Raw genomic sequence first — 26,817 nt, forward strand, 5'->3', positions numbered from 1 at the left:
GCAGTATATTAGCAGAAAGACTACTGACAAATGAAAAAAATTATCCTGATAGCCGCCCTTGCGTTTACTGTGACAAGTGTTAACGCACAAGACACTCAAAAGGCAGATGCACCTAAAATTTACAACCCGGCGGCAGATGCTAAAGCTGATATTACATCTGCAATCAAAAAAGCAAATGCTGAGCACAAGAATGTGTTATTGCAAATAGGTGGTAACTGGTGTATATGGTGCTTGCGGTTCAACAACCTGGTTACTACGGATGCAGACCTTAGCAAGTATCTTGCGGACAACTATATAGTATTACACGTAAACTACAGCCCCGAAAATAAGAATGAAAAAGTCCTGGCAAGTTTAGGGTATCCGCAACGCTTTGGTTTCCCGGTATTTGTGGTTTTGGATGGGGAAGGTAATCGCCTCCATACCCAAAACTCCGGTTACCTTGAAGAAGGCAAGGGCCATAGTAAAGCAAAAGTAATGGAGTTTTTGCAGGGCTGGTCGCCGGCGGCACTTAATCCTAAAAGTTACGAAGAGAAGGCTAAGTAGAAATTGGTTAATTTGTGATCGGAGATTAATTGGGCTCTGGATAGAACTTGTCATTCAGAGCGACAGCGAAGAATCTGACCGCGTTCCAGCACAGTCTAAAGATGTTTCGTTTCTCAGCATGACAGTTTGAATATAATAAAAAAGGGTTAAGCTCATCGCTTAACCCTTTCTATTTCCGCTCTTCGGACTTTCGACCAAAGACTTGTCTGACTCAATATTATTCAATAACACTCACTTTGATCATGTTGGTTTTGCCTTGTTTAACAATTGGCACGGCAGCAGTATTGATAACTACATCACCAGGACGAAGCAATTCTTCTGATTTAAGTATCGCGTTAACATCAGCAATGGTTTGGTCGGTGCTTTCCAGTTTATCATAGTAGAACGCACGTACACCCCATACTAAACTCAACGAGTTCAATAATTGCCTGTTTGATGTGAAGATATAAGTACCAGCTTTAGGGCGATAGCTTGATATCTCAAAAGCGGTGTAACCTGAAGTGGTCATCGATACGATACCTACCGCGTTGGTATGCTCTGCCAAATAAACGGCAGAACCGCAAAGCGCATCGCTTAAATAGTTTGAAGAAGCGGTGTCTTTATTCTCCGCTTTGGCAGCATTGAACGGATAGCCCAATTCTTCAACATTGCGAACGATTTTTGCCATGGTTTCGATAACAATAACCGGGAACTCACCAACTGATGTTTCACCGCTAAGCATTACCGCGTCGGCACCGTCTAATACAGAGTTGGCAACGTCGTTAACCTCCGCACGTGTTGGGCGTGGAGTTGTGATCATAGATTCCAGCATCTGTGTTGCAACAATAACAGGTTTAGATGCGTCACGGCATTTTCTTGCGATCATTTTTTGCAACAACGGCACTTCCTCAAGCGGGCATTCAACACCCAGGTCGCCACGGGCTACCATCACAGCATCAGTAGCGGCAATGATATCATCTATATTGTCAATAGCCTCAGGCTTCTCAACTTTAGCAATAACACGTGCGCCTTTGCCGCTTTCGCGGATGATGCGTTTAAGATCAACAATATCAGCACCGGTACGCACAAACGAAAGGCCTATCCAATCTACATCCTGCTCTAAGGCGAAATGAAGGTTCTCAATATCTTCTGGCGTTAAACTTGGGATAGATACTTTAGTATTTGGAAGGTTAACACCTTTACGTGATGTTAATATACCGCCGTGTACCACTTCACAAACCACTGTATCTTTACGGTTGGTATCAATTACGCGTAATTGCAGTTTACCATCGTCAAGCAAAATGATCTCGTTTGCCTGTACATCCTGCGGAAAGCTTGGGTAAGTAATGTAGATCTGGTTGTCATCACCAATTAATTCATGGGTGGTAATATTAATGCGGGTACCGTTAACAAGGTGTATACCGCCATCTTTTACCAAGCCTATGCGGATCTTAGGTCCTTGCAGATCGGCAAGAATACCTACGTTAGTTTTATATTCTGCGTTTATCTCGCGAATAATGTCAATTACTTTTTTATGATCTTCGGTTTTACCGTGAGAAAAATTAAGGCGGCAAACGTTTAAACCAGCCCTTATCATTGCCAATAATGTGTCTTTCTTGGCCGACGCAGGGCCCATTGTAGCAACGATCTTGGTACGATTATAATTAAAATTCATATTCTCAGATTAATTCAGGCTATTTGGATGAATGTGTACTAAATACACATTTTTAAAATTTTGGCTAAAATAAAAGATTTTCCCGTGATTTTATTTTTTTTGGGTCAATCTTTACGGCTGCAACAATTTCCGGTATCTTATTAAGGCATGATATGATGTTCTCCAGGTCTTCATCATCAATGTAGTTTTTGATCATTAAAAAATAGTCTGCCTCACGCATTTCGGGCACCAGATAACCCTCAGTTCCCTTATTACCAATAAAATAGAAATCCGTTTCGGTGTTTTCCCAACTGTAATTATAGAAAGAGAAAAGCATCTCGTTGCCGTAGTTACCACTATCCAGTTTCAGGTCATCAACGCGGGTAAAATTAAAATTCAAACATTTGTTTATATAATAACAAATGCGGTAATCTTTCAGTGATGTAGTGATGGCTATCAATACAAAATCCAGATCTATCTCAAACTTTAATATTTTCCTATTCAACCGGCTTTGCTTTATTGATGAGCAAAAGTACAAACACTTAGCTTAACCTAACCATAAAGTTTTGTTTTAACGGCACAGGCATACCAAACGTTATAATAAATGCAGAAGCTATTACCCATTTTGCCTTTAAAATAAGTGTGCTTAAATAAAACTCACCTACACAAAACTGCTTTGCACCTCATTATCACCAATATAGCTTAATTTTGGCTAACTACATTTTTATTTATTACTCTGTACAATTTGATTACTTTTGAGGCATTAGGAACTCAAAACAAACCTTTTACAATAAACAGGTGTTAGCCATTTATTGTATAAGTTTTTGCAATTTGATATTTAACATAATTTATTTTTCTTTGCACTGAATTTATTAATCATTAAATCATAAAGACTATGTCTGATATCGCTTCAAGAGTAAAAGCTATTATCGTGGAAAAACTGGGTGTTGACGAAAGTGAAGTTACACCAGAAGCAAGCTTCACCAACGATCTTGGTGCTGACTCTTTAGACACCGTGGAATTAATCATGGAGTTTGAAAAAGAATTTAACGTGGCTATCCCTGATGATCAGGCTGAAACAATCGGTACTGTTGGCCAGGCTGTTGCTTACTTAGAAAAAAACGTTAAAGCTTAATTTAAAGCTCCTTAAGACTGTTAAATGGAGTTTAAAAGAGTTGTAGTAACCGGGCTTGGAGCGCTTACTCCGATTGGTAATACCGTTGCAGAATATTGGAACGGCCTTATTAATGGGGTAAGCGGCGCTGCCTTTATTAAGAGTTTTGATGTTGAAAAATTCAAAACCAAGTTTGCCTGTGAGGTAAAGAATTTTGACGCCGATGGCTTTCTGGGTCGTAAAGACGCACGTAAGCTTGACCCATTTGTACAATATGCTTTATTTTCAACAGAAGAAGCTGTTAAAGACGCCGGTTTAGATTTTGAAAAACTTGATACCAGCCGCATAGGTGTTATCTGGGGATCGGGCATTGGTGGTTTAAAAACGTTTTTGGATGAGGTTGTTAACTTTGCAAAAGGTGACGGTACGCCAAAGTTCAATCCGTTCTTTATCCCAAAGATGATAGCCGATATTGCACCGGGCCATATCTCCATTAAATATGGTTTACGCGGGCCAAACTTCACAACGGTTTCCGCTTGTGCTTCATCCAACAATTCGCTTATTGATGCTTTCAATTACCTTCGCCTTGGTAAAGCAAACATGTTTATTACCGGCGGGTCTGAAGCTATTATAAACGAAGCCGGTATTGGTGGTTTTAACGCTATGCACGCGCTAAGTACCCGTAACGATGACCCTGCAACTGCATCCCGTCCGTTTGATCTGGATCGCGATGGTTTTGTTGCCGGTGAAGGTGCAGGTACCATTATTTTAGAAGAATTGGAGCATGCGAAAGCTCGCGGCGCTAAAATTTATGCTGAAATGGTTGGCGGCGGCATGAGCGCCGATGCATACCACATGACTGCCCCTCACCCCGAAGGCCTGGGTGCCTGTTTGGTGATGAAGGCGGCCCTTGAGGATGCCGGTTTAACGCCTGCCGATGTTGATTACGTGAACGTACATGGTACATCAACCCCAATTGGCGACCCGCAAGAAGTTAAAGCAATAACAGATGCGTTTGGTGATCGTATTTATGATATTAATATCAGCTCAACCAAATCAATGACTGGTCACCTTTTAGGTGCTGCCGGTGCCGTTGAAGCAATTGCAGCTATTTTGGCTATCAAAAACGATATTATACCGCCAACTATCAATCACTTTACTGATGATCCGGCGTTTGACCCTAAAATTAACTTTACATTTAACAAGGCACAAAAACGTGTAGTTAATGTAGCGCAAAGCAATGGCTTCGGTTTTGGTGGCCATAACGCTTCGGTTATATTTAGAAAATACCAGGATTAATCTCATTGGATGCCAATTAGCCGCTTTTATAAGCTATACCTTTCGCCCAATAGAAAATACGTTAAGGTTTTAAAGAATTTGCTCGGCTTTGTGCCGGGCAATTTGTCGTTATACCGGCTGGCTTTTCGCCATAAGTCGGTTGCGCAAAATATCCGGAAGGGCGTAAAGAACAGTAACGAACGCCTCGAGTTTCTCGGGGATGCCGTTTTGGGCAGTGTAGTGGCCGAAGTGCTATTTAAACTTTACCCTTACGAGGATGAGGGTTTCCTTACCGAGCTTCGCTCAAAAATTGTTAGCCGCAATAACCTCAATCAGCTTGCGCGCAAACTGGGGTTCGATAAGCTGATAGAATTTGATCCCAAGATTTTAGCAAATGGCCGTCAGGGCTCGTTATTAGGTGATGCCTTTGAAGCGCTTGTTGGTGCCGTTTACCTGGATAAAGGCTACGATTTTACCCGCCACTTCCTGGTGAACCACATTATCAAAGCTCACATTGATATACATACCCTTGAGCAAACCGAAACTAACTTTAAAAGTAAACTGATAGAATGGTGCCAGCGCCATGGCAAGGATATTACCTTTGAGCTAACCACTAACTTGGAAGGCGAAAGTGCCAAACTGTTCACCATACAGGTAAATGTTGACGGTGAAATATTGGGATCTGGCAAAGAGTTCAGTAAGAAAAACGCTGAGAAGCTGGCCGCTGAGAAAGCCTGTGCTGCGTTAGGGATATAGTTTAAGGATTAGAGGCTGGAGATTAGAGATTAGTTAACTTTAAGCCTTGCTATTAAGATAACTAATATAACCGTTTATCATACTTGAGCATTCTTCACAATCAGCCTTCAAGCAATCGAACATTTCTACGCTAATCAAATTATTATCTAACGCTATTATCAGGTGATCAATTGTTTCCGAAGAAGAACCTCTCGCAGTTATTAGAAATTTTGACGCGTAAAGATAGTGAAACCGTCCATGCCCCTCTGCAATGTTATTTCCAATGGATCGTGATGAACGAATAATTTGATCTACTAAACGATATTTTTCTTCAACTGGAAATTCTCTCGTAATCTCTGTAATATTATTTCTCACAAGTCTTGCCTTTTTCCAAACATCGAGATCAGTAAAACTTGCCATATTAAGATAGCTAATTAATCTCTGATCTCCAACCTCTAATCTTCAATACAATTTCTGCAATCTATCCTTACCCCCATTTTTTTGGAAATACTCCCACTGTATCTTGGTGTGCTTTATAAGGTCATAATCGCCCCATTGCTTTAGGTCTTCAAAGCTGGGTCGGTAAAAGTTCATAAACTGAAGCACTTTTGTACTATCTGCTTCTCCGGTCACGCGCATTATAAACGGGCGGTTGTAACGCCGGTCGACCTCACTGGCTTCCAGTTCCTTTTTCTGATATGCAGCAAATCGCTTAGCCCTTCCCGGGGTTTTGCCAAAAAGCTCATATAAGCCGGTTATTGGGTTGGTAAGCATTGTTAACACCGGAGGTTTACCATTGTAGAAGGTGCCTTGCTTGCGGTAATCTTTCATCACCTCGTTAAGTTCCTGCTTTTTGGTTTGCCCAACCACCTTTACTTCTGCAAGTTCCATTGAGGGCTGCATGTACACAACCAAACCTCCGTACGGTGATGCCGCTTGTTTTTGCGGGGTAAACCCCTTTTTGGTAAATTCCAGTGTGTCGCCGGGCATTGCGCTGATAGAGAAGTTCCCCAGATCATCAGACATTACAAATACGTTGGTTTTAATGTTTGTAACAGCCACGGCGTTAAGCCTTTCAGAAGAGATGCGTTTATATATAACACCTTTTATTACGCCGGTTTGGGCCCCCGCCACAACCGATATACATAACAGGATAATTAAGAATGATAGAAACCTAAAGTGCATATAAATTTAAACGTAGTAAAAGTACAAAATGTACATGGTTGCCAAATGTGAAAAAATGTTAAGGTTTGTGGTTAAGATTATAGATTAACGAATGGAGATCAGTTAATGGTTATAGCATGATGATTTGTATTGCCTAATCTCCAATCACCAATCTCTGATCTCTGTTACCCCAATTTCCCCTAAAATCTTTATCTTTGCACATGATAAAGTCCATGACCGGGTATGGTATTGCCACTTTCGATGCCGGCAATGTTAAATATACCGTCGAGCTTAAATCGCTGAACAGCAAATTCCTGGAGCTGTCTTTACGCTTGCCCAAAATGTTTTCTGAAAAAGAGTTTCAACTGCGAAACGAATGCAGCAAGCAGATAGAACGCGGTAAGGTAAATCTGAGCATTAATGTGGAACAGACCGGTGCCAATGTAAAAGCTGCAGGGATTGACCGCGACCTTTTAATGCACTACTACAACCAGCTTAAAAGCGTTAGCGAAGAAGCTGGAGAGCAATCAGCCAACCTATTCCAACTAGCCCTTGGCCTACCTGAGGTGGTAAAATACGATGAGGACACCGTTAACGATGATGAATGGAAACAGGTTGAAAAGACCTTTCAGCAAGCCTTGGCAGCTTTCCAGAAATTCAGAAGTGACGAGGGTAATGTGCTGGAGAATGATATCAAGCAGCGTATAGCGATAATCCTGAACAACCTTGCCGCTGTTGAAATAGCGGAGCCTAAACGCATACCGGTTATCCGCGAAAGGTTGAACCAGTTTCTGACTGAGGCTGTTGGTTCTGAGAACGTAGATAAGAACCGCTTTGAGCAGGAGCTGATCTATTACATAGACAAGCTGGATATAACCGAAGAAAAAATAAGGCTTAAAAGCCATTGCGACTATTTCCTTGAAACACTTAAGGCTGCCGACGCCAATGGTAAGAAGCTTGGCTTTATTTCGCAGGAGATCGGTCGTGAGATCAATACCCTTGGCTCAAAAGCAAACGATGCCGACATCCAAAAACTGGTTGTAGGCATGAAAGAAGAGCTTGAGAAAATTAAAGAACAATTATTGAATGTACTATAAATGGTTTTAAGGTTAAATGTTATAAGGTTGAAACGTTAAGATAATCAAGCTTATAACATTCAAACATTGTAACCTTTTAACTTTCCAACAATAATGAAAGAAGGAAAACTCATTATATTTTCGGCCCCGTCGGGCGCAGGTAAAACAACTATAGTGCACCACCTGCTGGGCAAAATACCCGAATTGGAGTTTTCTATTTCGGCTACCACACGCGCCCCGCGCGGCGATGAAAAAGACGGATCTGATTACTACTTTATCAGCAAAGAAGAATTTTTGCACCGCATTGCTAAAAAACAATTTGTTGAGTTTGAGGAAGTTTACAGCGGTACTTTTTACGGAACCTTACGTACGGAGATAGAGCGGATATGGTCTACAGGTAAAACCGTAATATTTGATATTGACGTAGAGGGCGGCATGCACCTTAAGCGCAAATATGCCGACCAGGCGCTGGCTATATTTGTACAGCCGCCATCTTTAGAGGTATTGATAGAACGCTTAACCGGCCGCGGCACTGATAGCCCCGAAAAGCTTCAGGAACGTTTTGCAAAAGCTGAAAAGGAGCTTAATTACGCACCTCAGTTTGATATTATCCTTAAAAATTACGATCTTCAGACAGCTTGTAAAGAAGCTGAGGAATTGGTAACTAAGTTTATCGGGCGATAGTTTGCAGTTCTAAGTTGGCAGTTTGCAAATTATTTATCGATGGGCACTTATAAAGACCTTCTCCTTTATCAAAAGAGTTTCGAGCTGGCAATGGAAATTTTTGCAATGACTAAGCGATTTCCAAAAGAAGAAACGTACTCATTAACTGATCAAATTAGACGTTCGTCAAGGTCGGTTAATATTTGTATGATAGAAGCTTACAGAAAGCGCCGTTATCCCAATCATTTTATCAGCAAGCTAACAGATGCAGATATGGAAAATAGCGAAACACAAGGCTGGTTAGAATTTTCACTTGCCTGCAATTACATTTCAGAACAAGAGTTTACCCTTTTAAATAATCAATCAATTGAAGTTGGTAAACTGCTTCACTTCATGATTAATAATCCGGAAAAATTCGGCGCTTTATGAACTAATTTAGGTTTTTACTGCAAACTGCTCACTGAAAACTGCAAACTTATGAAGATTGGTTTACTATTCGGTTCATTTAATCCTATCCACATCGGGCATTTGATAATTGCCAACTACATGGCTAACCATACCGCTTTGGATAAGGTTTGGTTAGTAGTATCGCCGCAAAACCCTTTAAAAAAATACGGAGACCTCATCAATACTTATGATCGTTTAGAGATGGCTAAGCTGGCTACCGAGAATGCCTCAAATATTTCGGTAAGCGATGTGGAGTTGAAGCTGCCGCAGCCGTCTTATACCATAGATACACTTGCCCATCTCAAAGAAAAATATCCTGAACACGAATTTGCGCTGATCATGGGTTCTGATAACCTGGTTACCTTGCACAAGTGGAAGAATTATAACCTCATTCTGCGCGATTACCAGATATTTGTTTACCCACGCCCCGGGTATGAAAATGCTGAGTTTGCATCCCATCCATCAGTAACCATTACCATGACACCGTTGATGGAACTCTCAGCGACATTTATCCGAAAATCCATCAAAGAAAAGAAGAACATACAGTTTTTCGTGCCCGATCCTGTTCTTAAGTTTATTGAGAGCAAAAGTTTGTATAAGTAAGCTAAGAGCTTAACGCATAAAGCTAAAAGCCTTTTGCAAGCTTTCGGCTTTAGTCTTTCACCTTTCCGCTCATAACCTCTATCTTTGCTCCTGTGAACGAGAAAACCATTTTAAAGCTGCAATTACCTACCGATCCATTGTGGGTGAAAAACGTTGTGGAAAGCAATATTGAAGAGTTGCTGACCGATCATGCGTTTTGCGAGCAAAAGGCGGCCAGCAATGCCATTACCCTAATTGTACAAAACCCCAACCTTAGCGACCTGGTGCAGGAAATGTGCGATTTGGTGCAGGAGGAAATGGAACATTTTAAACGAGTTCATCAGATCATTATTCAACGCGGCTACACTTTAGGCCGCGAACGTAAGGACGATTACGTAAACGAACTTCGCAAGTTTATGATAGTTGGCGGAGGCCGCGAGGCACAACTGATAGATCGCCTTTTGCTATCTGCCATGATCGAGGCGCGCAGCTGCGAACGCTTCAAGGTCCTTTCAGAAAATATCGACGATAAAGAATTATCCGATTTCTATTATGAACTGATGGTGAGTGAAGCTACCCACTACGCCACCTTTATCCGCTTGGCTAAAAAGTATGCTGTTGATGTTGATGTAGATAAACGCTGGACAGCGTTTTTGGCTTTTGAAGCCCAGGTTATCCAAAATTACGGCAAGGCCGAAACCATCCACGGATAATTCGTCTACACATACTGCCCGCTTACCGATACTTTACTTATTTTTAAGCTGATTAACAGTTCTTTTGGGGATGCTACGCTTAAAAACCTTTTCGGTACTCATACATATAGCCTGCTGGTTATTGTTCATGGCCTTCCCGCTGTTGTTCTTGAACGGCCCGGATGGCAATGTTTCCATGGGCACTATCATCGTGTCGCCATACTATTGGCTGTTCTGCGCTACCTATATTGCCTTATTCTATCTCAACACCAACTTCCTTTTTCCGCGGTTTTTCCTCAGGAAAAAATATATTGACTATGCCGTCATCTGTTTTTGTCTGCTCGGTGTGGTATACGTTCTTAAGCCTTACGATAAGTTGTTGCACAGCATTAACAAAAAAGCTTTTGCACAAATGGCAGCTTCACAGTTTGGTATGCCGCCGACCGGTTTTCCCGGAGCTATGCCACCAGGTTTTACACCGGATAGTAACGGTCAACAGCTGCCGCCGCCGCCAAATATGCAGCCTGACAGCGCTCAAGGGCCGCAAATGTTTCCCGGAGGGATGCCTCCTCCGCAATTCAGAGAGCGCTGGCGTAATGGCAGAAGAAAACATTTTGATTCTTCGAGTTTATTCCTGTTCCTGATGATAATGGCTTTGAGCACCGCTATCAAAACGGTTGTGCAATGGCAAACAACAGAGCAAAGAGCAATTAGTGCCGAGGCTGAAAAGGCAAGCGCAGAACTATCTTTTCTAAAAGCACAGATCAATCCTCACTTTTTATTCAATACACTTAACAATATCTACACGCTTGCCATTACCAATAACGAGTATACGGCAGATAGCATCATGAAGCTATCTAACATTATGCGCTACGTTACCGATGATGTGAGAGAAGACCTGGTAGATCTGCAAAATGAGGTTAATTGTATCTCCAATTACATTGATCTGCAACGGTTACGCCTGGGTGCAAAAACGGTTGTAAGCTTTACCGTGCAAGGCGATCTTGCAAACAAAAAGATAGCCCCCTTACTGCTAATGACCTTCGTAGAAAACGTTTTTAAGTATGGCATAAGCAAACAGCACCAAAGCAATATCGACATAAACCTGCTTGTTAAACCTGATACCATCACCTTCCTTTGTGTGAACCCGATATTTGAACGAAACCAAAATCTGGAACGTACCGGCATCGGCATTAACAACACACGCGAAAGATTAAAATATCTTTATCCCGGTAAACACATCCTCAACATCAACGAGGAGAATAACCAATTCACCGTGATACTTACCTTATACAGCTGATGATATGCAATTGAAATGTGTTGCCATAGATGATGAGCCGCTGGCACTGGAGTTGATAAAAAATTATATCTCAAAGTTTCCATCATTGAACCTTATGCAAACTTTTGAGGATGCCATATACGGTGCGGAATACCTGCGTAACAATCCTATCGACCTGCTATTCATCGATATCAACATGCCCGATATTACGGGTATAGACCTGGTGCGTGCGCTGGAGAACAAACCCATGGTGATATTTACTACAGCATACAAAAACTTTGCGTTTGAGGGCTTTGAGTTGGAAGCTGTAGACTACCTGCTTAAGCCTATTGATATTAAACGTTTCGGTAAGGCTATTGAGAAAGCCGCTGATTACCACCGGTACAAAAATGCAACCAATGGTGATGGGGAGGGCGAAAGCTTATATGTCTATTCGGAATACAAAATGGTTAAGATAAACCATAAGGATATCGAATACATTGAGAGCATGGAAGACTATATTAAGATACACCTGCAGTTTGATAAAACCATACTAACGCTGATGCCGCTTAAGCGGGTCTTAGAGAAACTGCCGGAGGATAGGTTTCAGCGTATTCACCGCAGCTATATTGTGCCGGTAAACAAGATCATCTCTATACAAAACCGCAAAATTAAACTCCCTACCGTTGAATTACCGGTAAGCGACAGCTATGCCGACTTTGCGCGCCGCTGGATGAAAATGAAGTAAATCTGCAGTAATCGACACAAAACAGGCGTTTACCGATACCCGCTTCAGTCCCCGTTATTAGCGTTCTACTTTTACAGAAACAAATAAACACACCCCTGCTAATTTCTGTAACATGGAGCGTAAACATTTTTTAAGATCATTTGCCATTGCCGCCGCGGCAACTCCAATGCTGTTAGATGCCTGTAAAAAAGATTCAACAGATACCGCAATCGACAGCACAGGCACCACAACATCAGCAGATACCAACACGGGCAGTAGTGCCTGCCGGCTAACCCCAACCGAGGTAGAAGGTCCTTACCCTTACCCCGGAGGTGAATTGAAAAACCCGCTTGACCGATCTGACATTACCGGCGGACAAACAGGTGTACCGCTGGTGCTTAACCTTTTGGTTGTTAACACTAACGACAATTGTAACGCGGTACAAAATGCCCGGGTTGATATATGGCACTGCAGCAAGGATGGATATTACTCTGGTTACGGTAACCAAAATGGTAAAAGCTTTGTAGGCGAAACCTTTTTACGCGGTTATCAAACCACTGATGCTAAGGGTGCTGTAACCTTTACCACCGTTTATCCGGGTTGGTACCAGGGCCGGGCAACACATATTCACTTTGAGATCTTTGTTAATAATGTAATGAAGAAAACGGCGCAGTTTGCCTTCCCTGAAAATATCTCCGACGCGGTGCATACGCATTACGGCGTAGGCGTAAATACTACCCGCAATGCCAATGACGGCATTTTAGGCAACTCGGCTACCGACCTGGCTAACGAAACGCCATCGCTAACAGGGAGCATTGCAGCAGGTTACACAGGTACGTATACATTCGGCATTGCATTATAGATCACCGGGACAATATATATTTCGATCACAACAAAACTATCGTCATGTCAAAAGCTATCATCAAACTTACCTACAAACAGGTTATTGATTCATCGGCCAAAACAGATTTTGAACGCAACATTCTTTCTGCTTCTTACCGGGAGTTTTTACTCAAGTCGCAGGCATATAACCCCGGTAATGTTTTAAAAACGTTCAGCGAGATGAAGAATAACGATGGGCGGGCCAATTCGTTGCATTACAAGCTCAGTTTTGTGATAGGTTACTTTATTGAAACGTTAAAGAATAAGATACCGTTACTCACCGATACGCTGGGCAACAGCATCAACTTTGAGGTGCCGCAAATGGAGTTGATAGAATCTGATATAACAGATATTAAAGCGCATAAAGTTGCCATTAACTACATTACCGGCGAACTGTTGTTATTGAACACTATAGGCGAATACCTTGTGCTATCGGCCAACAAAGGCGAAACAACATTTACCATAAAGATGCAGGACCACTTGGCTATAAGCAGCTATCAACCTGTTGGCAGCAATGTTTTAAACAAACAAAATGCTTTAGCTGCATAACGGTATACCCCGATTTTTTCATAATTAGTGTTTGGTTTAGTGTTTATGCCTCTGCAGCGATTGCGGGGGCATAACTTTTTATGGGGTTTTAAAACCAACCACATTACGCAGGTAATTATTCATCATGCCGATATCTATCAGGTCATTCAGGTAACCGATATGCATATCCGGCCTTACAATAACGACTTTGCGGGTGCCTTCCGGTATCTGCAGTACATCAAATACCTTTTGGTTAGCCGGCGAGTAAGGCAAATGAAAAAAGTTAATGGCGCCATTGTAATCCTGCGTAAGCCATTTTGCTATAGTAAACAAAAAGCTCTCCTGCACATGCCCAAAGGTAAGTAGTGTAAAACCGGGCTTGGCACACCAACTGTGAAGGTCGGTCTTGGTTTTTTTCTTTTCGTCGAAAATTTCAAGATAAGGCAGCCTGTCGCCGGCTTTAATTTCCGTCGGTCTGCCTAATGAAAGGCTCAGTTTGCTATCGCGATAACTGATCCCGATCTGTGATGCCCGTTTAAAAAAGAAATTACGGGTGCCTTCTTTCTCCCAGCCAAACTTAAGTACCCTCGGCACAACATATTTTTTTAAAATGTTTCCAAACCATGTTCGGGAGGTTACCACATTAAAGACCCTATCAGTAGTGTTCAGTAATTGCTTTGCTACCGGCATTCTTTCTTCTGCGTAACTATCAAGGATGTTAGGCACTATCTGTCCGTTTATCACGGCAGCCAGTTTCCACGCCAGGTTGTAAGCATCCTGTAAACCGGTGTTCATGCCCTGCCCGCCAACCGGCGAGTGAATGTGCGCAGCATCGCCTACAAGGAAACAGTTACCCTCGTTAAATTGGGTAGCCATTCTGTGATGTAGTTTATAGGTGGTAAACCAGTTAACTTTTTCTACCTGCAAGTCCTTTTTAGTAACGCTTTTTAATGCAGGTAAAACAGCATCAAGCGTGGGGCTTTCGTCGTTCTCCAACTCATCCGGCAAACTGGCCACTATCCTGAAGCTATCAGTCTCCGGTAATGGAAAAAACCCGGCGAAGCCTCGTTTATCTATATATAAACTGATCAATTGATCATCAATAACCGACCTTAGCTTAACATCTGCCAGAAAAAACTTATGCTTGTAAGTATCACCGCTAAAATGCATACCCATTTGCTTGCGTACCATACTATGCGCGCCATCTGCACCAATTACGTAATCGCAGGTAATCTGATAAGTTTGATCAGCAATTTGTAAGCGGGCTTGGCTTTTAGCGCCTAACTGACGTAACGATACAAGCGATGTTTGCCAATAAACCGGGCATGCAGCTTGCGTCAGAAAATTCAGCAACAGGCGTTCATTTTTGCTTTGCGGGTAGAGGAGTATATACGGGTATAGCGTTTGCTGGTCCCCAATTTGATCGAGATCGAGTTCTGCAAGGTGTTCGCCTTCCTTGTAATAGGCTAAGCCTTTTGCCTTTTTACCCTCCTCCAATGCTTTCTCAACCATGCCCATTTGGCGGTACATCTCCAAAGAACGGGCTTGTACAGCCAACGCTTTTGATTGGCTTGTTGGGCCTGGCTTGCTATCTATAATAACTGGTTGTATACCATAACGCAGCAGTTGTGCAGCCATCATTAAGCCAGATGGACCTGCCCCTACAATGAGCACACTGGTATGTTGCGGCGGCTTCAGCATCAGGCATGGAACAGCAAAAATATTGCCGGGCGTTTACGCAGATCGGGTACCTGTTTTTGCCAGGCTGCTATGGTTTGTGTTTTGATAAATTCTGTGGGGGCCGTAATATCGCAGGCAATGCAAAGGCGGGTGTTAGGTTTACAGGTCTTTAAAACCTCCTGCAGCATGCTATCATTACGGAACGGTGTTTCTATAAACAGCTGAGTTTGTTTATGCTTCTCAGCCGCACTCTCAAGATCTTTAATGCGTTTAGCGCGATCCGCTTTATCTATGGGCAAATACCCATGAAAAGTAAAGCGTTGCCCGTTAAATCCCGATGCCATCAGCGCCAATAAAATGGAGCTTGGCCCTACCAATGGCACCACCGCTATTCCCTTGCGGTGTGCCTCAGCAACAATATCCGCACCAGGATCAGCTATACCGGGGCAACCAGCCTCGCTCATCAAACCAACATCATTGCCTGCCAGCAAGCCTTTAAAAAAATCTTTTAATCCGCTATCACGATTGTGCTTGCCATAATCGTGTATCAGCAATTCGCTCTGCGGTGTTTTCAATCCGGCCTGTTTCAGAAACTTGCGGGCGGTTTTCTCGTTCTCTACGATGTATTCCTTAATACTGTTGATGGTATCCGTGAGATACGGCGTAAATGATTGGGCCGCAGCTTCATCAGCAAGGGGTACAGGTATGAGGTAGAGTGTTCCGTTTGGCATGGTGCAAATATATAGCCCTCACAAATCCTCCCTAATAGGGGGCTTTGTGAGGATAGTGTATCGTTATTTGAGTTTAGCTAATGCCTCTCTGATTCTTGGTGTCATTTGCTCGATATCTTCCAGCGTGGTTGCACCAACCGATGCTCTGAACCAGGTAACTTCCTCGCCGGTACCAAAGGCCGAGAACGGTACAAAGGCAACACCCGCTTCTTTTATCAGGTAAAAGTTTACATCGGCGCTGTTCTCCAATACTTTACCATCCGGGGTTGTTTTGCCGGTGTAGTCTAAGTTAATGGTAAGATATATAGCACCCATCGGCTCTATTGAATCCACCGCAAAGCCTTCTGATTTGAGCTGCTGGAAACCTTGATGCAAGTTGTTCAGGCTGGCTTGTATCCTGTCTTTAAGCGTATCAAGATAACCGTTTACAAAATCATCGTTTTTCAGGTATTCGGCCATGGCAACCTGTTCTGCCTTCGGCGACCATGCACCCATGTGGCCAACAATGGCCTTCATGTTATTGATGATAAACGCCGGGCCAAAGCCCCAACCTACACGTACACCTGTAGCAGCAAAGCATTTTGAGCCGCCATCGATGAATACAGTATAATCTTTTAATTCGGGGCGAAGCGTTACCGGGTCGTAATGTTTGTACTCACCGAACGTTAGCTGAGAATAGATCTGATCATACAAAAGGTACAATGGTTTCTCATCGGCACTCCTGCTTTTATTTTCGGCTATCACCAGGTCGCATATCTCTTCCAGATCCTTTTTATCAAACATGGTACCGGTTGGGTTAAGCGGAGAACAAAGGGCCAGCAAAGTAGCGCCCTTTAAATGCGGGCGGATCTCTTCTGCCGTAGGCATAAAATTATTTTCAGGGCGGGTTTCTACCAATACTGCTTCGGCACCGGTAAGGTCGCAGTAATGGTTATTGTTCCATGATGGTGTAGGGAAAACCACTTTATCGCCGGGGTCAACCAGGGCCAGGTAAGTAGAATATATCAATGGTCGCGATCCGCCCGAGATCAGTATCTGGTTGGCAGCATAATCCAAACCTAATGTGCGGTTAAGAAATGATGACACACTTTCGCGCAAGCTAAGCATACCATCTGCCGGTGGATAGTTGGTTTGGTTATGATTATAAGCATCGATAATGCCATCGCGCAGTTCAGCCGGGATAGGATAAATATCAGCGTCGAAATCACCAATCGTTAAATTGGCAATGTTCTGGCCTTGCTTTTTCAATTCGTTTATCTCTCCGGCTATTTTGATGATCTCAGAGCCATGAAGATTTTGTGCTAATACTGATATTTTCATTATAAGATATATTGAGCGCCAAAGATAGGAAAGCCCCCTCGAAATCGCGAAGCAATCGTGAACACCAAACAATTAAATGTGGTAATCTCTCCCTGAGATAGGAGAGATTTTAAAGATCAGGCTACGATTATATTTTGAGCGGGCAGAAGTGTAAGTCTCTGCGAAGCACAACGAGAGATCCTATACACCCAAAAAATCACATCTTATGTATATTCATCAAGCCTTACGTTGCTCAGGAAAACGGCTACTACCTATTAGTCCTGTTTACCAGCGCTTGTATCAACTCTGCGCCGCTCGGGTCACCGGTGCCGGGGAGTTTAACGCCTGCGGCGGAAAGCTCTTTAACAATGCGCTCCTGCAAGGAAATTTTGGTGGTTAGATAATTGGCAGGCTCTACCCATACGTTTATAATAAAGCGCATACCATCGTTCTCCAAAGCGCTCACACCTACCCGGGTTATAGGTTCGGTAAGTACCTCGGGCGTTGATTTTATGATGTTGTTGATGATGTCTTTTACCTTATCTATGTCTGCTGCGTAGCCCAATTTGAGCTCGAAATCCAAGCGACGTTTATGCTCGCGGGTAATATTTACAATAACTTCGTTAAATAATTTACCATTGGGGATAATTACCGTTTTGTTATCCGCAGTAAGCAGTACAGTATAGAACAACTGGATAGATGTAACTGTTCCCTCTTGCCCTTGCGCTTTAATGCTGTCCGTTATGGAGAATGGCTTTAACAACAATATCAAAACACCACCTGCAAAGTTTTGCAAAGTACCCGATAAGGCCAAACCTGCTGCAACACCAAAAGCACCTATCACCGTGTTGATCAGCGTGAGCTCGAACCCTACAATGTTAAGCACGCTGATGATCAGCAGTACATACATTCCCGTAATACAAAGACTAAGAATAAAAGGCTGTAAAGATGAATTAACCTTGCGGTTGCTTAAGCGTTGTAATAACCTGGCCCGGATAAATGATATTACCCAAAAACCGACAAGTAAAACAATAATACCGAAAGCGTAAACCGGGCCTCTGTTAATGAGCCAACGGTGAAAAATATTGTAGAAAGATTCGAGCTCCATAATTGGAGCTAAAAATAATACTATTTATTAACTGTAAAGTGCTACAAATAGCTCGGGGCCTTTATACAGCACCCACTCCACTATCCGGCTGTGTAAATGTCTCTTTTTATGCACTATTTGTTTCATGCAGCGTTAAAAGCAAAGCCTATGCCCAAAAAACCAAACCCAAATTATGTAACAAACATTTAACACAGCTTAACGTTTTAGCGCCCTCCAGGACTTTTTGGTGACTAAAATGATACATAAGGGCCAATCAATCACCCAAAAGCAAGAAACCCTTGTACGTTTTACCGTACAAGGGTTTCTTTTATTTAGTCGATAGTCTAAGGTTATAATTCCTAAGTCTTTTTTGACTTTTGGATTTTAACTTTAGACTTAATGATATTACATCATACCGCCCATGCCGCCACCCATTGGTGGAGCACCAGCTTTTTCGTCTTCTGGCTCATCTGCTAACACACACTCGGTAGTTAACAACATTGAAGCGATAGAAGCAGCATTTTCTAATGCAACACGGCTTACTTTAGTTGGGTCAATTACACCAGCACCTATCAGGTTCTCAAACTTGTCGGTACGTGCGTTATAACCGTAGTCAGCAGAGCCTTCTTTCACTTTTTGAACGATGATAGAACCTTCGATACCTGCGTTCTCACAGATCTGGCGAAGAGGCTCTTCGATAGCACGACGGATGATCTGGATACCAGTATTCTCATCTTCGTTAGCGCCTTTAAGATCAGTTAATGACGCAACTGCACGGATGAAAGCAACACCACCACCTGCTACGATACCTTCTTCAACCGCAGCGCGGGTTGCATGTAAAGCATCATCAACACGGTCTTTTTTCTCTTTCATCTCAACTTCAGATGCAGCACCGATGTATAACACGGCAACACCCCCTGATAGTTTAGCTAAACGCTCTTGTAGTTTTTCTTTGTCGTAATCAGATGTAGTGGTTTCGATCTGTGAACGGATCTCGCCAACACGGCCTTTGATCTGCTCAGCATCACCTGCACCGTTTACGATAGTAGTATTATCTTTATCGATAGAGATCTTTTCAGCCTGGCCTAACATTGAAAGGTCAGCGCTTTCCAGTTTGTAACCGCGTTCTTCAGAGATTACGGTACCACCAGTTAATACAGCAATATCCTCTAACATTGCTTTTCTGCGGTCGCCAAAGCCTGGTGCTTTAACAGCAGCAACTTTTAGTGAACCACGAATTTTGTTAACTACCAAGGTAGCTAACGCTTCGCCGTCTAAGTCTTCAGCAATGATCAAAAGTGGTTTGCCGGTTTGTACTTGTTTTTCAAGTATTGGCAACAACTCTTTCATTGAAGAGATCTTTTTATCGTAGATCAAAATGTAAGGGCTTTCTAATTCCACTTCCATTTTATCAGAATTGGTTACAAAGTACGGAGAAAGGTAACCACGGTCAAACTGCATACCTTCTACAGTTTTAACCTCAGTTTCAGTACCTTTTGCTTCTTCAACGGTGATAACACCAGAAGTACCTACTTTTTGCATCGCCTCAGCAATTAACGAACCGATAACCTCGTCATTATTAGCTGAGATAGAACCAACTTGTTTAATTTTGTTATTGTCTTCGCCTACAGTTTGTGATTGCTCTTTTAAGTTAGCAACAACCTGCGCAACGGCTTTATCTATACCGCGTTTCAAATCCATTGGGTTTGCACCGGCAGCAACGTTTTTAATACCCGCAGTAACAATAGCCTGAGCTAAAACAGTTGCTGTAGTAGTACCATCACCTGCTATATCAGCAGTTTTAGACGCTACTTCTTTAACCATTTGTGCACCCATGTTTTCAATAGGGTCTTTCAGTTCAATTTCTTTTGCTACAGTAACACCATCTTTAGTTACAGCAGGTGAACCAAATTTTTTGTCAATAATTACGTGACGACCTTTAGGGCCTAAAGTAACTTTTACGGCGTTAGCCAGGATATCAACACCGCGTTTTAGAGTATCGCGGGCTTCAACATTATATTTAACTTGTTTTGCCATTTTCTTTGTTCTGTTGTAGTGTTATAAAGTTGTAAGGTTTTAAGGTTTGGTGCGGATCGTTGCTGTTGTATTGATTATAACATTTCAACGTCCAACCTTTCAACATTTAATTAATTAAAAACTGCGTAAATATCTGTTTCACGCATAATCAAATACTCTTTACCGTCGATATTGATCTCGGTACCGGCGTATTTGCCATACAACACTTGGTCACCCACTTTAACTAACATTGGAATCAATGTACCTGTGTTATCGGCGTATTTACCAGGGCCAACAGCTACGATAGTGCCTTTTTGTGGTTTCTCCTGTGCTGTTTCCGGAATGTAGATACCAGAAGCGGTTTTGGTTTCTGCAGCAGCAGCCTCAACAACCACTCTGTCTGCACTTGGTTTAATGTTTAATGACATAGTAATGTTATTTTGAATTATATAATTTAAGTTTTGTGATTTGCTTTTCACAGCAATTGTGCCAAGCAAGCCGGGGCGCTAAAATTGGCATATTTTTCTGTTTTATTGTCACTTTTTATGGCATTTAGTTACAACCAGTTAAAGTGCACTTAACGCCGGGTGTCATCGTGTCAGTCGGCAACTTTAATAAACACAAAAGGCTTTGGACGTGTCCAAAGCCTTTTGCCTATATTATTTTACTGCTTGTTATTGAGCAGGTTTTTTAGCCGGAGCCGGTGTATTGGTTGGTGCAGGCATAACCGGGGTTGTAGTTGCAGGCGCTGCAGAAGGTTTAGAAGCTTTTTTGATCTGCTCCATTAACGCAGGGTCTTCTGATTTTTGTGCACCACCTTTAACAGATACATTAATAACGAGCGACAATACCATAATACCGATTGCCAGTACCCAAGTACCTTTTTCAAGGAAGTCGCCGGTTTTTTGTACGCCCATTAATTGCGACGAACCTGAAAAGTTTGATGCCAAACCACCGCCTTTAGGGTTTTGGATTAATACGATAAGGCCTAAAAGCACACACAAAATTATCGTGATTACGATTAATACTAAATACATTTCTTTTTATATCAATTGGTTTTCTTTTCTAACTCTTCAATCCGGGCTGCAAAGTACGTACTTTTTTCCGGGAATTTCAATATTAATTTTTTATAAGTAGCTATCGCTTTATGATATAGCATTTGGTCGGCATATATACGGGCAAGGGTTTCTGTCACTACTTCGTTGCTATCTTCAGAGCTGCGCTTGGCCTTATTTTCATTGTCCAGCTTATCTGCCGAAAGCGGCTTTATCTGCGGATCAGTTTGTATAAAGCGTTCGATAATAACATCCTCCTTTTTCTCCGGATTAAACTGTACGCGCTCCTGTTCAGGATCACGTTCCACACCGCTTACCGTGGTAAGACTAAATATGTTCTCAAAATATTGCTGTTGCAGTTCATCCGGACGTTTTAAATTTTGATTACCGCCGATTGGCACTTGTTGCAAACCCGTCTCAGCATAAGGCCTCAGGTTCTCAGCATGCTCTTTACGGGTTTTATCAAGCCACCATAAAAACGTATACGGCATTTTGTCGTCATCATACCGAGACACATGGTTAGGGTCGATATGGCTTGCAGCAGCTTGTTCGGTATGTGCAGCGGGTTGCTCTGCATGAGTGGCAGGCTGTACCTGATCAGGTACTTTCTGCGCCTCATCAGGTTCAGGCTGCTCCTCCTCTTCCCGGGGTTTAAACCGTGGCGCTACATAGCCGCTTGCTTCGCGTAATTCATCAAGCTTTTTATCGAAAGACAGGTAATCCCCGCCCACAATACCACCAAGGATAAGCTTTTCTTCTTCCTTATGAATGTCGTTTGCTTTATCGTCTTGCGTGGGCTCTACATCACCATCGGGCTGATGGAAAAGCACTTCAGACTGAGGCTCATCTTCCTCCAAACCGGCTTCGGTAGCAGGTTCGCTAAAGCGATGTTCTGTTGCAGTGTCAGCGTTAGGTTCAGAGGTAACAGGTTTGAAACCAATATCGTCGATGCCAACTATCTCATCATAAACTTCATCCTCAATTGGTTCTGCCTCTTTAGGCTGCTCATGTTCCTGAGCAGCTGGTGCCTCGCGCTTAGGGAAACGTGATGTAAACCTATATTCGTTTACGGCAGGCTGTTCAGCGGCCTGTTCCTCAACTTTGGTTTCTGCAGGTGCTTCGTCGTTTAAATCGTGAGCCGCAGGTTGCTCAACTGGGGCTTCCGGTAATTGATCAACAGTTACCGGCTCGTTTGCCGGCTCATCTTGTTTTTCCTCAACCTGTTCGCTATCCGCAACCCGGATAACCGGTTCTGTTTGGGGCGCTTCAATGGCGGCATTAACAGGCACAAACGGCGCTTCGGCAATTTCCTCTATTGGCTCTTCATCAATGTTATCAGACTCAGATTTTTCCGGGACGATAACTTCGGTGACGATCTCCCTGCCTTCTTCTGAAACCGGACCTTCCTCAACATCCTGCGGTTCTTCTTCAATAACCGGCTCAGCTGTTTGAACTTGGGATTCGGCTATCACTTCAGGCTGGCTTTCTTCTTGCGGTGTCTCTACCACCTCTGTCTCTCTAAGCTCTTCGTAAGGATCAACTAAAACAGCATCTTCTGGTCGCGACCCATCACTTTGTGTTGCTCCGGTATGCTTAGCGCCGTGCGACAGATAAGTAAGATCGGTAATACTTGCTTGTTCAACAACCGGCAACTCCTGCGCATTGGTAATGTACTTGTGCAGCAGCCTTGGCGAAATATAAGCAGCTGCCTTGCCGGCAAACTTTCCACCGTTAGCCCTGGTTGTTAACATATGCAAAACAGCGCTTTGCGGATGGTCGGCAAGCAAACGCTCTAAACTTTGCAATTGCGCAGCGCCATCATCGGCCAGGTTGGCCAACAAGTTCCAGAAAATTTCTTTTTGCCTGTTATCGATGTATTGATCCACTTTTGTTGTTTTTACCAATTGGCAAATGCCCTGTTAAAAATATCTTCCGTTAATTGCTTATTTATATCAGCTATCAAGCCCTGCTCCTGCGAGGCTATGTCACCACTGTAATTTGCAAACCGCGTAAAGGTTTCATCAAAACTAAGGATTTTATCAGGATCACTGGTTCTTTTACCATCCTTGTAAATATATTTTACATACTTCACTGCCACTGTGATGGTTAAACGGCTTGCTCCTGCAATGGGTCGTTGCCCGCCGGTTGTAGCCTCAATTGATATGGGCGCTATACTGTAACCTGTTACAGCGCCGCTAAATACAGCATCGGCATCGCCACGAACTATTTTAATATCAGTGGTATTTCGTATCCGTGCTTTTAAAGCTTCGGTAAAGTTCTGACTAAGTGTTGGTACAACCAATTGAGCATTATTTTCAAAAAACTGAACATCCACAGTTTTGAGATCGGCAGGGATAGATGCACCTGTTAACGATAATTTATATGAGCATGATGTAAAAAGCAATACCATCACACACATCCCGGTCAATAACTTAAACAACAGCTTTTTGCTCATTTTTTATCTGTTATAAATTTAGCTCTTTTATTTTACGATACAAGGTACGCTCAGATATGCCCAATTCATTAGCGGCAAGTTTGCGTTTGCCCTTGTGCTTTTTAAGCGCCTTGCGTATCAGGTCTGATTCTTTGTCTACCAGTGATAACGATTCTTCAACCTCTTCGGTATGATGAACAATGTCGAAATTGTTATTACCGCTGCTGATATTATTGTTCACCGGCTGCTGCAACGTAAACTGAGACTCGGGAATGGTTGCCTGCGGTAGTTCAATATCGCGGTAAAGCTGGGTAATAGCCTGCGGATGATGCTGGTGGGCATGGCTAACACCACCATGTTCAATAATATCTGCAACCAGTTTTTTTAACTCTACCATATCGCGCTTCATATCAAACAGTACTTTGTACAGAATATCGCGTTCAGAGAAATCTTCTTTGGGCTGGTTATCCAAACGCATTGGCAGGTTTGTTCTGCTGGTTTCATGCGGGATATAGGTCAATAATGTCTGTGCAGTAATCACGCGGTCACGCTCTAAAACGGCCAACTGTTCTGCCATATTCTTTAGTTGGCGAACGTTTCCGGGCCACGAATAATTGATCAGTACCTGCTGCGCATCATCATCTAACTGGATAGGCGGCGTGCGGTATTTATCGGTAAAATCTGACGTAAATTTGCGGAATAACAGGAAGATATCTTCTTTACGCTCACGCAAAGGTGGTATCTTCAACGGCACGGTATTTAAACGGTAGTAAAGATCCTCACGAAATTTCCCTGCCTTTACAGCTTCATAAACATCAACATTGGTTGCAGCTATTACGCGTACGTTAGTTTTTTCTACTTTGGATGAACCCACCCTGATGTACTGGCCTGATTCAAGAACTCTGAGTAAGCGCGCTTGCGTACCCAAAGGCATCTCTGCGATCTCATCCAGAAAAATAGTACCACCATTAACTGTTTCAAAGTAACCTTTACGCTCGCCGATAGCGCCGGTATAGGCACCCTTCTCGTGACCAAAAAGTTCTGAATCGATAGTTCCCTCAGGGATAGCGCCGCAGTTAACCGCTATGAACGGACCATGCTTACGTGCACTTATCTGGTGAATGATATGCGAAAAAACCTCTTTACCGCTACCGCTTTCCCCGGTAATTAATACCGAAATATCAGTAGGTGCAACCTGGTTTGCAATATTTATAGCCCGGTTAAGCAACGGCGAGTTGCCAATGATACCAAAGCGTTGTTTTATTTCTTGAATATCCATTTAAATAGAATCAGGAATCAGGATGTCAGGAACCAAGACAAGAAGGTTCGCTCACTTACTGACTCATTTTTTAATCATCTCCTTTAAGTACGTATTCTCTAAAATTGAAGATCATTTTTTTGCAATTCAATAACTAAAGCCAAACACTGCTTCAGTTTGTCAGAAGATCCATATTTTCTTCTTTCACAAATAAGTAGTTGCGTTTCTAACTCAAACGACGATGTTAACGACGTCGTCAGGAACTCTGCAAAATGTGCTTTGGTCCGCTTACCGGAGCCTTCAGCAATATTTGAGGGTATCGAACACGAACAGCGGTTAAGCTGGTCTATCAGATTATAGCGCTCCTCAATTGGCAGGCCTTTGCAATAGTCATAAACGAAATCCGTAAGGCCCATTGCCTTTTGCCAAATTCGTAGACTTTTGAAATTATGTTTCACTCTTGTTTCCTGCCTCTTGTCGTCTTACTCTCTTATATGATCTTTCCAATTAACGTTGCTGAAGTACATTTCTCTACCAGTACATTGGCGTACTGGCCGGGTTTGTAGCCTTCCTGTACGGGGAATACAACCATGGCATTTTTGTCGTTACGGCCGCAATAGTCTTGGTCTGATTTTTTTGAGAAACCTTCTATCAGCACCCTGTCTACCCTGCCAACATGTTGCTGCAGGCGATAGTGCGATGATTCGCGTTGTTTTGCCACAACCTGGTTCAAACGCACAGCTTTTATAGGCTCAGGTATGTCATCGGCGTAGCGTTTTGCCGCCAACGTGCCCGGGCGTTCACTGTACATAAACATGTAAGCATAATCATACTGTACGTAATCCATCATGCTGAGTGTTTCATTATGCTCTTCTTCGGTTTCAGTACAGAAACCGGTGATGATGTCTGTTGAAATGGCACAATCAGGAATAATCCGGCGAATAGCATCCACACGGCCCATATACCATTCGCGGTCGTACGTACGGTTCATCAGCTCAAGCACACGGCTGTTACCGCTTTGCACCGGTAAGTGTATATAATTACAAATGTTATCGTATTTAGCAATGGTATGTAAAACCTCGTCGGTAATATCCTTTGGATGCGAGGTAGAAAAGCGCACACGCAGATCAGGGTCAATAAGCGCAACCATTTCTAATAGGTTAGCAAAGTTTACAATAGGCTCATCTACTAACTGCTCACTACCATCTGCCGACTGTGTGGCACTCCATTTATATGAATCTACATTCTGGCCTAACAAAGTAACCTCGCGGTAACCCTTATTGAACAGGTCGCGGCATTCCGCTACGATAGAATGCGGGTCGCGGCTGCGTTCGCGGCCACGGGTAAAGGGCACCACGCAGAACGAGCACATGTTATCGCACCCACGCATGATTGACACAAATGCATTAATACCATTGCTGTTTAAACGCACAGGGTTAATATCAGCATAGGTCTCTTCTCTGCTAAGCAGAACGTTTACTGCTTTTTGCCCACCGTCAACTTTGTCTATCAGGTTTGGCAGGTCGCGGTAAGCATCGGGGCCTACTACTACATCCACCAACTTTTCTTCTTCAAGGAATTTGGATTTTAAGCGCTCGGCCATGCAACCCAATACACCTACCACCATACCGGGGTTTTTACCCTTGGCATAAGCAAACTCTTTAAGGCGGTTACGGACACGGGTTTCAGCATTCTCGCGGATCGAGCAGGTATTGATAAAAACTACATCTGCGTTATTAAAATCGCTTGTCGTTTCAAAACCCTTTTCGGCCAATATGGATGCAACTATCTCGCTGTCAGAAAAATTCATAGCGCAACCATAGCTTTCAATATAAAGTTTGCGCCCCAGGTTTTTTTCACCGGGCTCTAATACTAAAGCCTCTCCCTGCCTTGCCTCATCGTGCGTTTTATCCGGTGTAAGGAATTCCATTATTA

General features: G+C 42.9%; 29 protein-coding genes. 13 read left to right on the forward strand and 16 right to left on the reverse strand.

Translation table 11 applies throughout. From position 1 onward, the window contains the following. Nucleotides 1-30 precede the first annotated feature (30 nt). Nucleotides 31-543 carry a thioredoxin family protein gene (locus tag FPZ42_RS03580; protein ID WP_146269102.1) on the forward strand — a complete coding sequence of 171 codons (513 nt, stop codon included), beginning with the start codon at nucleotides 31-33 and terminating at the stop codon, nucleotides 541-543. Nucleotides 544-760: 217 nt separating this feature from the next. Here FPZ42_RS03580 and pyk read toward each other — a convergent pair whose 3' ends face one another. Then, entirely contained in the window at nucleotides 761-2,197 is a 1,437-nt protein-coding gene (gene pyk, locus FPZ42_RS03585) for a pyruvate kinase (protein ID WP_146269103.1), read from the reverse strand. Nucleotides 2,198-2,261: 64 nt separating this feature from the next. Next, complete coding sequence (locus tag FPZ42_RS03590; protein ID WP_146269104.1) at nucleotides 2,262-2,681, reverse strand: IPExxxVDY family protein; 420 nt, start codon at nucleotides 2,679-2,681, stop codon at nucleotides 2,262-2,264. Nucleotides 2,682-3,071: 390 nt separating this feature from the next. Between FPZ42_RS03590 and FPZ42_RS03595 the strand changes: the two genes are divergently transcribed. Genes FPZ42_RS03595 through rnc form a run of 3 tightly spaced genes read left to right on the forward strand, consistent with a single transcriptional unit; the run spans nucleotide 3,072 to nucleotide 5,324 of the window. Next, nucleotides 3,072-3,311 carry an acyl carrier protein gene (locus tag FPZ42_RS03595; RefSeq protein ID WP_067058906.1) on the forward strand — a complete coding sequence of 80 codons (240 nt, stop codon included), beginning with the start codon at nucleotides 3,072-3,074 and terminating at the stop codon, nucleotides 3,309-3,311. Between the two features lie 24 nt (nucleotides 3,312-3,335). Beyond that, complete coding sequence (gene fabF, locus FPZ42_RS03600; protein WP_146269105.1) at nucleotides 3,336-4,589, forward strand: beta-ketoacyl-ACP synthase II; 1,254 nt, start codon at nucleotides 3,336-3,338, stop codon at nucleotides 4,587-4,589. A 9-nt stretch (nucleotides 4,590-4,598) separates the two neighbouring features. Further along, nucleotides 4,599-5,324 carry a ribonuclease III gene (gene rnc, locus FPZ42_RS03605; protein WP_146269106.1) on the forward strand — a complete coding sequence of 242 codons (726 nt, stop codon included), beginning with the start codon at nucleotides 4,599-4,601 and terminating at the stop codon, nucleotides 5,322-5,324. 39 nt (nucleotides 5,325-5,363) lie between these two features. Here rnc and FPZ42_RS03610 read toward each other — a convergent pair whose 3' ends face one another. Continuing rightward, nucleotides 5,364-5,723 (reverse strand): four helix bundle protein, encoded by a 360-nt coding sequence (locus FPZ42_RS03610; protein ID WP_146269107.1) that lies wholly within the window; start codon nucleotides 5,721-5,723, stop codon nucleotides 5,364-5,366. Between the two features lie 42 nt (nucleotides 5,724-5,765). Continuing rightward, nucleotides 5,766-6,488, reverse strand: a complete 723-nt coding sequence (locus FPZ42_RS03615) for a hypothetical protein (protein WP_146269108.1) — start codon at nucleotides 6,486-6,488, stop codon at nucleotides 5,766-5,768. Between the two features lie 200 nt (nucleotides 6,489-6,688). On the opposite strand from FPZ42_RS03615, the gene FPZ42_RS03620 reads away from it, so the two are divergent. The 9 genes from FPZ42_RS03620 (at nucleotide 6,689) to FPZ42_RS03660 (ending at nucleotide 13,343) form a co-directional block, all read left to right on the forward strand. Then, the gene (locus FPZ42_RS03620; protein WP_261382213.1) at nucleotides 6,689-7,564 is read left to right on the forward strand and encodes a YicC/YloC family endoribonuclease; all 876 of its coding nucleotides are present in this window, start codon (nucleotides 6,689-6,691) and stop codon (nucleotides 7,562-7,564) included. 93 nt (nucleotides 7,565-7,657) lie between these two features. After that, a complete protein-coding gene (gmk, locus tag FPZ42_RS03625; RefSeq protein ID WP_146269109.1) occupies nucleotides 7,658-8,227 on the forward strand; it encodes a guanylate kinase in 570 nt (189 codons plus the stop codon). Nucleotides 8,228-8,266: 39 nt separating this feature from the next. Next, nucleotides 8,267-8,635, forward strand: a complete 369-nt coding sequence (locus FPZ42_RS03630; protein ID WP_146269110.1) for a four helix bundle protein — start codon at nucleotides 8,267-8,269, stop codon at nucleotides 8,633-8,635. 48 nt (nucleotides 8,636-8,683) lie between these two features. Further along, a complete protein-coding gene (gene nadD, locus FPZ42_RS03635) occupies nucleotides 8,684-9,256 on the forward strand; it encodes a nicotinate (nicotinamide) nucleotide adenylyltransferase (protein WP_146269111.1) in 573 nt (190 codons plus the stop codon). Nucleotides 9,257-9,348: 92 nt separating this feature from the next. Beyond that, nucleotides 9,349-9,948, forward strand: a complete 600-nt coding sequence (miaE, locus tag FPZ42_RS03640; protein WP_261382214.1) for a tRNA-(ms[2]io[6]A)-hydroxylase — start codon at nucleotides 9,349-9,351, stop codon at nucleotides 9,946-9,948. Between the two features lie 70 nt (nucleotides 9,949-10,018). Then, entirely contained in the window at nucleotides 10,019-11,227 is a 1,209-nt protein-coding gene (locus tag FPZ42_RS03645; protein ID WP_146269112.1) for a sensor histidine kinase, read from the forward strand. Between the two features lie 4 nt (nucleotides 11,228-11,231). Continuing rightward, the gene (locus tag FPZ42_RS03650) at nucleotides 11,232-11,933 is read left to right on the forward strand and encodes a LytR/AlgR family response regulator transcription factor (protein WP_146269113.1); all 702 of its coding nucleotides are present in this window, start codon (nucleotides 11,232-11,234) and stop codon (nucleotides 11,931-11,933) included. A 112-nt stretch (nucleotides 11,934-12,045) separates the two neighbouring features. Continuing rightward, nucleotides 12,046-12,774 (forward strand): dioxygenase family protein, encoded by a 729-nt coding sequence (locus FPZ42_RS03655; RefSeq protein WP_146269114.1) that lies wholly within the window; start codon nucleotides 12,046-12,048, stop codon nucleotides 12,772-12,774. Between the two features lie 44 nt (nucleotides 12,775-12,818). Continuing rightward, the gene (locus FPZ42_RS03660) at nucleotides 12,819-13,343 is read left to right on the forward strand and encodes a hypothetical protein (RefSeq protein ID WP_146269115.1); all 525 of its coding nucleotides are present in this window, start codon (nucleotides 12,819-12,821) and stop codon (nucleotides 13,341-13,343) included. A gap of 78 nt (nucleotides 13,344-13,421) precedes the next feature. On the opposite strand, the gene FPZ42_RS03665 is transcribed toward FPZ42_RS03660, so the two are convergent. The 12 genes from FPZ42_RS03665 to miaB all read right to left on the reverse strand — a co-directional run bounded on the left by FPZ42_RS03665 (nucleotide 13,422) and on the right by miaB (nucleotide 26,812). Next, nucleotides 13,422-15,023 carry an FAD-dependent monooxygenase gene (locus FPZ42_RS03665; RefSeq protein ID WP_146269116.1) on the reverse strand — a complete coding sequence of 534 codons (1,602 nt, stop codon included), beginning with the start codon at nucleotides 15,021-15,023 and terminating at the stop codon, nucleotides 13,422-13,424. Next, nucleotides 15,023-15,733 carry an SAM-dependent methyltransferase gene (locus FPZ42_RS03670; RefSeq protein ID WP_146269117.1) on the reverse strand — a complete coding sequence of 237 codons (711 nt, stop codon included), beginning with the start codon at nucleotides 15,731-15,733 and terminating at the stop codon, nucleotides 15,023-15,025. Before FPZ42_RS03670 ends, FPZ42_RS03665 begins: the two co-directional genes overlap by 1 nt. A 63-nt stretch (nucleotides 15,734-15,796) precedes the next feature. Then, nucleotides 15,797-17,053, reverse strand: a complete 1,257-nt coding sequence (locus FPZ42_RS03675) for a pyridoxal phosphate-dependent aminotransferase (protein ID WP_146269118.1) — start codon at nucleotides 17,051-17,053, stop codon at nucleotides 15,797-15,799. Nucleotides 17,054-17,300: 247 nt separating this feature from the next. After that, nucleotides 17,301-18,140 carry a mechanosensitive ion channel family protein gene (locus FPZ42_RS03680; protein WP_146269119.1) on the reverse strand — a complete coding sequence of 280 codons (840 nt, stop codon included), beginning with the start codon at nucleotides 18,138-18,140 and terminating at the stop codon, nucleotides 17,301-17,303. Nucleotides 18,141-18,524: 384 nt separating this feature from the next. Continuing rightward, the gene (gene groL, locus FPZ42_RS03685; RefSeq protein WP_146269120.1) at nucleotides 18,525-20,156 is read right to left on the reverse strand and encodes a chaperonin GroEL; all 1,632 of its coding nucleotides are present in this window, start codon (nucleotides 20,154-20,156) and stop codon (nucleotides 18,525-18,527) included. Between the two features lie 110 nt (nucleotides 20,157-20,266). Further along, nucleotides 20,267-20,563 (reverse strand): co-chaperone GroES, encoded by a 297-nt coding sequence (locus tag FPZ42_RS03690; protein WP_146269121.1) that lies wholly within the window; start codon nucleotides 20,561-20,563, stop codon nucleotides 20,267-20,269. A 246-nt stretch (nucleotides 20,564-20,809) separates the two neighbouring features. After that, a complete protein-coding gene (gene secG / locus FPZ42_RS03695) occupies nucleotides 20,810-21,172 on the reverse strand; it encodes a preprotein translocase subunit SecG (protein ID WP_146269122.1) in 363 nt (120 codons plus the stop codon). An 11-nt stretch (nucleotides 21,173-21,183) separates the two neighbouring features. Continuing rightward, nucleotides 21,184-23,076, reverse strand: coding sequence for a hypothetical protein (locus FPZ42_RS03700; protein WP_146269123.1), 1,893 nt, complete (start codon nucleotides 23,074-23,076; stop codon nucleotides 21,184-21,186). A gap of 11 nt (nucleotides 23,077-23,087) precedes the next feature. After that, entirely contained in the window at nucleotides 23,088-23,645 is a 558-nt protein-coding gene (locus tag FPZ42_RS03705; protein WP_146269124.1) for an LptE family protein, read from the reverse strand. 10 nt (nucleotides 23,646-23,655) lie between these two features. Next, nucleotides 23,656-24,903 carry a sigma-54 interaction domain-containing protein gene (locus FPZ42_RS03710; protein WP_146269125.1) on the reverse strand — a complete coding sequence of 416 codons (1,248 nt, stop codon included), beginning with the start codon at nucleotides 24,901-24,903 and terminating at the stop codon, nucleotides 23,656-23,658. A 98-nt stretch (nucleotides 24,904-25,001) separates the two neighbouring features. Continuing rightward, the gene (locus FPZ42_RS03715) at nucleotides 25,002-25,340 is read right to left on the reverse strand and encodes a four helix bundle protein (RefSeq protein WP_261382215.1); all 339 of its coding nucleotides are present in this window, start codon (nucleotides 25,338-25,340) and stop codon (nucleotides 25,002-25,004) included. A gap of 32 nt (nucleotides 25,341-25,372) precedes the next feature. Beyond that, complete coding sequence (miaB, locus tag FPZ42_RS03720) at nucleotides 25,373-26,812, reverse strand: tRNA (N6-isopentenyl adenosine(37)-C2)-methylthiotransferase MiaB (RefSeq protein WP_146269127.1); 1,440 nt, start codon at nucleotides 26,810-26,812, stop codon at nucleotides 25,373-25,375. Nucleotides 26,813-26,817: the final 5 nt, after the last annotated feature.

This window comes from Mucilaginibacter achroorhodeus (assembly GCF_007846095.1).
GTDB lineage: Bacteria > Bacteroidota > Bacteroidia > Sphingobacteriales > Sphingobacteriaceae > Mucilaginibacter > Mucilaginibacter achroorhodeus.